We start from the raw sequence: 8,728 nt of genomic DNA on the forward strand, positions 1-8,728 counted from the left end.
GAACATCATCAACACCATCCTGCCGTTCGACACCAAGAACGCAGTGAAATGGAATGCGTCCTACCTGTCCGGCTTCACCTCCGAGAAGCGCGATACCGACGTGGAGCAGTTGCGGCCGAAGCTGGAAGACCAGCTGCTGTCGATCGCGCGCGCACAGGTGGAGGACTCGGTGGGTCGCTACGATCGCGGCGTGCGCTGGGAGCAGGAGCGCCTGGACGTGCACGGCACGCGCTGGGTGTCGATGTACCTGCCGGTCTGGCTGTATTCGTACCACCAGCCCGGCAGCAACGGCGGCCTGCTGCACTACATCGCGGTCAACGGGCGCACCGGCGAGACGATGGGCAGCGTGCCGGTGCAGCAATGGAAACTGCTGCTGACCGCACTGACCGTGGGCACCTTCCTGGAGGGCATCGCCCTCTGGATCATCTGGGCAGGATCATGAGCGACGACAACGGCCTATGGCTGCTGGCGCTGGGCCCGACGGGCGCCGCGGCGCTGTACTGGGCCATCTACCGCTACTACCGGAACACCGACAAGTCGCACGCGTTCGAGCATGAGACGGACGTGGTGGCCAAGCCGGTGACCGGCACCGACCGCAAGATCGACGAGGTCAAGGGCACCCAGCGCACCCGCATCGACGGCGACAACGTGCGGGCGTACCGGCAGCGCGTGCAACGCGTGGGCGACGACGTCCGCTGACGACGCGTCGTGGCGGATGCGTAAAGGCGCGCCGCAGGCGGGGAAGCCCGCGGCGGTTGCGGCGCCCGACCTGCGGCTCGCCCGGCGCGACGTGTCCGGCGGTCCACGCCGGGACAGCGCTAGGACATTTCCAGCCTCGCGTGTGGCGACGCCCGGTGCGCGGCGCGGTACGCCGTCGGCGTGCAACCCATCGCCGCCTTGAAGGCCCGGTTGAACGGACCCAGCGACGCGAACCCGGCATCGCCGCTGATCTCCAGGATGGTCGCATCGTCGTCCGTATCCGCCAGCCGGCGGCATGCATGCGCGATGCGGTGGCGGTTGATCAGCTGATTGAAGTTGCGTTCGCCCAACCCCTGGCGGATCAGGCGACTTAGCCGGTGCTCGGCCGTGCCGAGGCGACGGGCAAGATCGGCGACCTTCAGGTCGGGCTCGCGATACACCTGCTGCGCGTCGAGATGGCGCTGCAACGCGCGCACTAGGCGCGCATCGTCCTCGCTGACCGTACCCACCGGCGCGCGCGCCGCACCGATGGTGTCCGGCGTGGAGAGCGGTGCGCGGCGGCGATGCCGGACTGCCGCATGGGTGAACAGGATCATCGCCATCGCGCAGACCGGAATCACGCCACTGCGCAGCGCCGCCAATGACGGGCTGGCGCTGGCCAGCGCCCCCAGCAGCGTGGTGCCCAGCACGCAGGCGGCGAACAGCAGCATGAAGGCGAGCCGCAGGCGGCGTTCGGCACGCGGCAAGGCCGACCAGTCGCCGCGCAGCGCTTCCAGGAAGGTCAGCACCAGCAGGGTGGAGCTGGCCAGCGTGAGCAGGCCGTCCACGCCCGATACCCACGACGACACCGTCCCCTGCGCAGCGAGGGTGCCGCCGCGGTAGGCGGCGATCAGGACGGCCACGCCACCGGCCACCAGCACGTGCACGCGCCCCACCCCGCCTTCGCCGCGGAACAGCGCCCGCGACACCAGCCAGAAGCCGTTGCACGTGGCGCTGCCACCGATTGCGACGGCCCACACCATCCACGCCGGGGCATCCGTCATCCACGGCGACATCAGCGAGAGCGCCATGGAGCCGCTGACGACCGCGAATATCACGTCCAGATCGCGCTTGGGCCGCTGCCAGAGCAGCACCAGCAACGACCCCACCGCGACCGCGACCGCCATGGCGGTCGCGCCTGCCTGCCAGCCTTGCATCGTGTCGTCCTCCCGGGTTGCGGCACAGCCTGCGGCACGCCCGCGCGACCTCCAAGCGCCATCGGTCATGCCAGGTGCGGGCATGCCGAATCGCCATGCCCATCCGGCTGGCCGATTTCCGAATCGGCGAGACGCCCTCCCGACGCCTGCGCATCTTGCCTGCCTTCCCTGTCCGGAGCTTCGCCATGCCCGTCCCGCGTTCCCCTGCGACCCCCTCGCGCTTCCTGTCCGCCGGCGCGACCGCCTGGTTCATCGCCGCCACCCTCGGGCAATGGGCCTTCGTCCTTTTCATCGTGCTGTTCTTCGGCGGGCCGGTGCTGGACGGCGACCTGTCCCCACTGAACGCCAAGCCGCATGTGACGGGCCATGTGCCCGGCGATGTGGCGGGCAACGTGCAGTTCGTCGGTCACGCCTTGCTGGCCGGCCTGGTGACCTTCGCCGGGGCGTGGCAGCTGGTCCCGGCGCTGCGGCGGCGCTGGCCTGCGGTGCATCGCTGGAACGGGCGCATGTTCCTGGCCGTCGCGCTGGTGGTGACGCTGACCGGGTTCTACCTGGTATGGGTGCGCGGCTCACAGCTGGGACCGGCCAGCAACCTCTCGATCTCGCTGAACGGGCTGCTGATCGTGGTGTTCGCGGTGCTCGCATGGCGGAGTGCACGCAGGCAGGAATTCGCGGCGCACCGTCGCCACGCGCTGCGGGCCTACCTGCTGGTCAACGGCGTCTGGTTCCTGCGCATCGGCATCATGCTCGCGGGCCTGGTGCTGGCGCCGCTGGGCATCCGGATCGATTACAGCGGCGCGCCCTTCCTGCTGGTCAGCTTCGGCAGCTGGATGGTGCCCATCGCCGTGCTGGCGCTGTACTTCCGCGTCGAGCGCTCGCCGCATGCGGGCCGGAAAGTGGCGATGGGCGGCCTGCTGGCGCTGCTGGCCCTGCTCACCGCCGCCGGCAGCCTGGCGGCCATCGCCTTCATGTGGTGGCCGTTCCTGTGACCGCCGGCGCGCCGGCATGCGGTCGCGCGGGCCATGGCCGGAACCCGCGCGGGCCATCGGCCGTCCGCTGCACGCCACGCCGCGTTCGGGCACACTGCGCGGCCGTCACGTGATTCGGCCGCGCGCCCGCACCCCACAAGGACTTCGTGAAGACCCCTGCCAGCCTGCTGATGCTGATCGACGAAGGCGTCATCGACGAGGTCCTGCGCCCGCTCAAGAGCGGCAAGGAGGCGGCCGTCTACGTGGTGCGGTCCGGCGACGACGTGCGTTGCGCGAAGGTCTACAAGGACATGGCGCAGCGCAGCTTCCAGAAGCGCGCGCAGTACCAGGAAGGCCGCAAGTCGCGCGGCAGCCGCGAGGCCCGCGCGGTCGCCACCGGCAGCCGCTACGGCCGCAGGCAGCAGGAAGCCGAGTGGAAGAACGCCGAGGTCGACGCGCTGTACCAGTTGCGCGAAGCCGGCGTGCGCGTGCCGGAACCCCATGGCTTCTTCCACGGGGTGCTGGTGATGGAACTGGTCACCGACGCCGAGGGCTTCTCCGCCCCGCGCCTGGGCGAAGTGGAACTGACCCCCGAACAGGCCCGCGCGTACCACGCCATCCTGGTGCGTCAGGTGGTGCGCATGCTGTGCTGCGGCCTGATCCATGGCGACCTGTCGGCGTACAACGTGCTGGTCGGTCCCGATGGCCCGGTGGTGATCGACTTCCCGCAGGTGGTCAGCGCCGCCGGCAACAACGCCGCCCGCAGCATGCTGCTGCGCGACGTCAACAACCTCACCGCCTCCCTCGGCCGTTGGGCGCCGGAGCTGCTCGATACGTGGTACGGCGAGGAAATGTGGGTGCTGTACGAAGCCGGCACGCTGCTGCCGGACACCCCCCTGACCGGCCGGTTCACCCCGGACGAACGCAGCGTCGACATCGACGGCGTGCGCGATGCGATCAACGACGCGCGCGAACTGGCGCTGATCCGCCAGCAGGGCCGCGAGGCCCAGGACGAGGATTGATCGGGCACCAGGTGGAACCGCGCCCGCGTCAGGCCCTTCGTGCCAGGYGACGCTCGATGTCCGCCATCACGCCTGGCAGCGCCGCCGCGTCGACCGGCGGCGAGAACCAGTACCCCTGCGCAGCGAAGCAGTGCAGCTTGCGCAGCGCCGTGGCGGTCTCGGCATCCTCCACGCCTTCGGCCACCACCTGCATGCCCAGCTTGCGTGCCAGGCGGATCGTCGACCCCACGATGGCTGCACTGGCTTCGTGCTTCCGCAGGTTGACGATGAAGCTCTTGTCCAGCTTCAGTTCCTCCACCGGCATGTCCTGCAGGTACGCCAGCGAGCTGTATCCCGTGCCGTAGTCGTCGATCGACAGCTTCACCCCCTGCGCTGCGAGCGCATGCAGCGTCGCCAGGCTGGTGGCGGGGTCGGACATCGCGGCCGATTCGGTGACTTCCAGCACCAGCCTGTGCGCCAGCACCTCGGCACGCGCAAGCTGGCCGCGCACCTCCGAAGACAGTGTGCCGTCCAGCAGGCTGCACACCGACAGGTTCACCGCCACCGTCAACGCCATGCCCGCCCGCTGCCACGCCGCGCACTGCTCCAGTGCCAGGTGCAGCACGTACTGCGTGACCTCCGGCATCAGGCCGGTGTGCTCCATCAGCGGGATGAACTGCCCGGGCGGCAGCGTGCCCTTCTGCGGATGCTCCCAGCGCAGCAACGCCTCCACGCCGATCACGCGCATGTCGTGCAGCCTGACCTTGGGCTGGTACTGCAGCCGCAGCTGGCCATCGGCCAGCGCATCGCGCAGTTCGTTGAGCAGCAGCAGCGTGCGCGGGTCCTGGCGCGGGAGATCCTGCGCGAAGCGGGCGATGCCGTCCTGCTGCTGGCGTGCGCGGCGCATGCCGAGGGTCGCGCGATGCACCAGCACGCCGGGCTCGTCGCCATCGTCCGGGCCGATGGACAGTCCCATGCTGGCCGCCATCCGCAGCTTCGCCGCGTCGAGCCAGACGGCATCGCGCAGGGACTCCTGCAGCCGGTGCGCGACGGCGAGCGCCTGCGCCGCGTCCTGCAACGCCGGCATCACCACGCAGAATTCGTCCGCGCCCATGTAGACCAGCGCGTCGCCGGGCGACAGCGCGTCGCGCCAACGGTGCGCGAGTTCGCGCAGCAGCAGGTCGCCGGCAGCGTGGCCGTACGCCTCGTTGACTGCACCGAAACGGTCGATGTCGATGACCAGCACCGCGGTCTTCCGGCCGGCGTCCATCGCGCGCGCCACCACGTCCAGCAAGCGGCGACGGTTGGGCAGGCCGGTCAGCGGGTCGGTCTCCGCCGCCACCACCAGAGCGTCATGCTGACGGTCGACCTGGCCACGCAATCCGCGCAGCCGCCACCACAACAGCAACGCGGCGGTGCCGATCACCGCGACGACGATGATGGCGGTGGTCACTGCATCCGGCCGTGCGGGCGCCAGCAGGCTCAGGGGCGCCGCCAGCATGGCCAGCGCCACGAGCGAGAAGCGACCGGCCGTGCCATCCACGCGGGATGCATCCCGGATCGCCAGCAGGCGATGCCGCGACGGATGCAGCGCCGCGGCGCCCCAGCAGACGTAGGCCAGCAGCCACAGCGGGAACAGCAGCGTGGGCGGCGTGGCGCCGCCGAAACTTATCGCATGGTAGACGGCATCGGCGACAGTCCAGGACACCAGGCCGAGCACCAGCAGCTTCAACGAAGGCGAGCGCGTCTCCGGTGCACTGGCCAACCACGCCGCCAACGCCAGCAGGCCCAGGTCGGCGACCGGATACAGCGTGCGGAAGCGATGCGGCGCGGGGAACGGCGGCGCCTGGTCCAGCGTGGGCTGCACGAACAGCCACCAGCCCAGCAGTCCGGCGCACAGCAACACCACCACGCCGTCGAGCAACCCCTTCCACGCGATCGGCCCACTGGTGCGGTGGCGGATGAAACCGAGCAGCCCCGCCGCGAACGCAGCGGTCGCCGCGGTGTACAGCGCATCCGCGGCGGAGAGCCCGCGCGCCGACGTGCCGGCCGCATCCATGTCCGATTGCACGAACGCGCCCGCGACGAACAGCGCATGGGCCGCCGCCACCCACCACCACGGCCCGCGGCGCCGTCCATGCACCTGCGCCGCCCCGATGACCAGGCCGAGGGTGCTCCCGACCAGCAACGTGCCGCCATACCAGCGCCACTGGATCAAGCCCAGCGCCGCGACCGCCAGCATGAACACCCACCACGCGTGACCCAGTCGCCCGCTCGCAAGCGGAAACCACTCGCGCCGCGTGGCCGTGATCGCTTCCACGATGGCGTGACGGCTCATCGGGCGCATCCGGCCTCCGCGCGTGTGCGACAGGCGACGACGATCATCACCACGCAGTTCGGATCCATCCGCCAGCCTCGGGAGCCTATCGACACAGTCAAAATCTAGCACGCGTGTACGCCACGCCCGCATCGCATCGATGAGGTGTTTCGCTTCCTAATGTGACATGCGCGACTACTGTGACTCGAGCTCTCACCGACGCACGGACATGACCCCTGTCTGCGTCATTCGATCAGCGCCACGCACGCTGGGAAGTGATCGCATCACATGGCCCTGCCGCACAGGGTCGCGGACTCGGTTCCGCGGGCCGCGGGTGCACGCATCAGCGATTGAACAGCGTCAGCGCATTGCTGCTGCGGATCTTCGCTTTTTCTTCGTCGGTCAGGTCGAGGCGCTCGAAGGCGTCGACGGTGCGGCCCAGGCCGATCTGCGGGTAGTCGGAGCCGAGCAGCACGTGGTCGAGGCCGACGTTGCGCAGGGTCCAGAGGAATTCTTCTTCCACCGGCGAATCAGCCACCACCAGCACGGTGGCGGAGATGTCGAAGTACAGGTTGTCGAAGCCGAAGCCGTCGGCGGTGCGGGCCAGCGCGAGGATGTTCCAGAACCGGAAGTTCAGGCCGCCGATGTGGGCGAGGATGAACTTGGTCTTCGGCACGCGCACGACCAGGTTGAACAGCTTTTCGCTGTCGCCGGGCAGGATGTTGGCGTTGTCCATCAGCACGGTGAGGCCGAGTTCGCCGGCCCTGCGCACCAGGGTTTCCACGCGCGGGTCGCCGATGTCGAAACCCTGGGTGTGGGCGTGGATCTTCAGCACCTTCACGCCGGCGGCAGCCACGCGCGCGAGTTCCGCCACGGCGGCATCGCCGTCGTAGGGGTGCACGGTGGCGATGGGCAGTACGTCGGGATGCGCCGCGGCCAGCGCGATCACGGTGTCGTTGCCGGCACGGATCTTCGCCAGCTCGCCCTGCCGGGCCTGGTGCGGACCGCCGAACCACATCACGCCGATACCCGACAGTTCCAGGCCGGCGGCGCGCACGTCGTCGCGGTACTGCCGCAGGGAGGTCTCACCGTCGCGCAGGTGCACGTGGACATCGAACACGGGGGCAGCCGCCGTCGCGTAGGGCGTGGCACACAGTAGAAGCATCAGGGCGAGCAAGCGCAGCATCGTCGTCTCACAACATGAGGAAAAGGACACAGGGTGCCACGACACGTTCCGTATCGCGTTCACGCGGCACCGCCTCGCCTCCTCGCACACGCCGTCAGCGGCAGATGAAGAAGCAGCCCAGCATCGACTTGTCCAGGCTCACCTGCATCGCTTCGCCGTCCTTGAGGTGGACGGTCTTTGAGAAGGTGGTGTTCTTCTTGACGTCCTCGAACCAGTAGGCGACCTGGTCGTTCGAGCCGATGTGCCGGTTGCCGACGTACACATCCGTACGACCCACCACCTCGCTGCGGGTCGCGGTCTCCTTGTACGAGAAGTCGGCGATCAGCAGATATTCGCCGGGCGGCAGTTTGGTGAAGCGGAAGCCGCCCTGGTCGTCCAGGATGGTGGCGAACATGAAGTGCTTGGCGATGCGCTCCGGAATCCGGTCCGGCATCTTCTCGCTCTGCTTGACCGTCTCGAACCATTGCTTGAACTCATCGCTCATGTGGATCAGGCCCACCCGCTGGCTGCCCTTCGGCGGGTACTGTTTCTTGGCCAGCAGCGCGCCCTTGAAGAACGCGTTACCCGCAATGGACCCGGTGCCCATCAGGCGGATCTCCGACGTGGCCTCGGCGAGGCTCTTGCCGCCGGTGAAGCGCTTGCCGGCCAGGCAGTCGAGCATCGCGCTGCGCGCCTGGTCCAGCCCGTCGTAGGACAGGCCGAAGGCGTCCACGCCGTCTACCCGTGCGGTCATGCCGGTCTCCTTAACGCGCATGGAGCCCATGGTCTGCGCCAGGTCGCCGACGGGGATCATGATGAAGCCGCCGCCCTGGCCGCCGGCGGGCGGCATCAGCGCGCCGCGCATCGTGGCTGGCGGCAGGCCGTCCTGCTGCACCTGCACGCTGACCTCGCGGGCGGCCGGCGGTGCGGCGATGCGCGGGCCGTGCAGCAGGATGGCGGCCGTCGACGATTTCGCGGTGGGGCCGACCAGGGCCAGTTGCGACTGGTCCTTTTTCGCGGACATGAACCGGGCCACGCAGCCCTTGCCGGGCGCGCCCTCCGGCTGCTGCAGGAACCATGCGCCGTCGGCGTTGCGGGTAATCAGGCGGCCTTCGTCGTCGCCGGGCGTGGCGGCATGCGCGGGAATGCAGACGGTGATGGCCAGAAGGACGATCAGTGCGGAGATGCGGCAGAGGGGCGTCATCGTGGTCGTTCCATGTCCAGGGTCGACGGAATTGTGAGGCATCCCGCGCTCCCGACGAGGGTCTTTCGTCACGCCGGACAGGTGGGTCCGGCCCAGTGGTTGGTCCGGACGACGCCTGTGCCGCCCTTTCGCGTCCGGACGGACGATGCTTGACACATTTCGATAGTTAGCTAACTAT

The 8,728-nt window shown here is 69.1% G+C and carries 7 protein-coding genes and 1 pseudogene; 4 read left to right on the plus strand and 4 right to left on the minus strand.

What is annotated here, in order from left to right; genetic code table 11:
- Window positions 1–442 (plus strand): annotated as a pseudogene (locus tag AC04L7_RS07220) (TFIIB-type zinc ribbon-containing protein); the annotation flags it as partial.
- On the plus strand, window positions 439–699 hold the full coding sequence (locus AC04L7_RS07225) for a hypothetical protein (protein WP_296278291.1): 261 nt from the start codon (window positions 439–441) through the stop codon (window positions 697–699). The pseudogene AC04L7_RS07220 and the gene AC04L7_RS07225, both read left to right, overlap by 4 nt.
- A 119-nt stretch (window positions 700–818) precedes the next feature.
- Here AC04L7_RS07225 and AC04L7_RS07230 read toward each other — a convergent pair whose 3' ends face one another.
- Complete coding sequence (locus AC04L7_RS07230) at window positions 819–1,895, minus strand: helix-turn-helix domain-containing protein (RefSeq protein ID WP_435998101.1); 1,077 nt, start codon at window positions 1,893–1,895, stop codon at window positions 819–821.
- A 185-nt stretch (window positions 1,896–2,080) separates the two neighbouring features.
- Between AC04L7_RS07230 and AC04L7_RS07235 the strand changes: the two genes are divergently transcribed.
- Together AC04L7_RS07235 and AC04L7_RS07240 are read left to right on the plus strand one after the other, a co-directional pair.
- Window positions 2,081–2,884, plus strand: a complete 804-nt coding sequence (locus tag AC04L7_RS07235) for a DUF2306 domain-containing protein (protein ID WP_435998099.1) — start codon at window positions 2,081–2,083, stop codon at window positions 2,882–2,884.
- A gap of 146 nt (window positions 2,885–3,030) precedes the next feature.
- On the plus strand, window positions 3,031–3,885 hold the full coding sequence (locus AC04L7_RS07240) for a PA4780 family RIO1-like protein kinase (RefSeq protein ID WP_435998097.1): 855 nt from the start codon (window positions 3,031–3,033) through the stop codon (window positions 3,883–3,885).
- Window positions 3,886–3,913: 28 nt separating this feature from the next.
- Here the strand turns inward: AC04L7_RS07240 and AC04L7_RS07245 are convergent, their stop codons facing one another.
- The 3 genes from AC04L7_RS07245 to AC04L7_RS07255 form a co-directional block, all read right to left on the minus strand.
- Window positions 3,914–6,202 (minus strand): putative bifunctional diguanylate cyclase/phosphodiesterase, encoded by a 2,289-nt coding sequence (locus AC04L7_RS07245; RefSeq protein ID WP_475512752.1) that lies wholly within the window; start codon window positions 6,200–6,202, stop codon window positions 3,914–3,916.
- 322 nt (window positions 6,203–6,524) lie between these two features.
- Window positions 6,525–7,346: an amidohydrolase family protein gene (locus tag AC04L7_RS07250; protein WP_475512753.1), complete on the minus strand. Its 822-nt coding sequence runs from the start codon at window positions 7,344–7,346 to the stop codon at window positions 6,525–6,527.
- Between the two features lie 115 nt (window positions 7,347–7,461).
- Entirely contained in the window at window positions 7,462–8,550 is a 1,089-nt protein-coding gene (locus AC04L7_RS07255) for a carboxypeptidase-like regulatory domain-containing protein (RefSeq protein WP_435998091.1), read from the minus strand.
- Window positions 8,551–8,728 lie beyond the last annotated feature (178 nt).

The organism is Pseudoxanthomonas sp. LjRoot204_2, assembly GCF_056175765.1.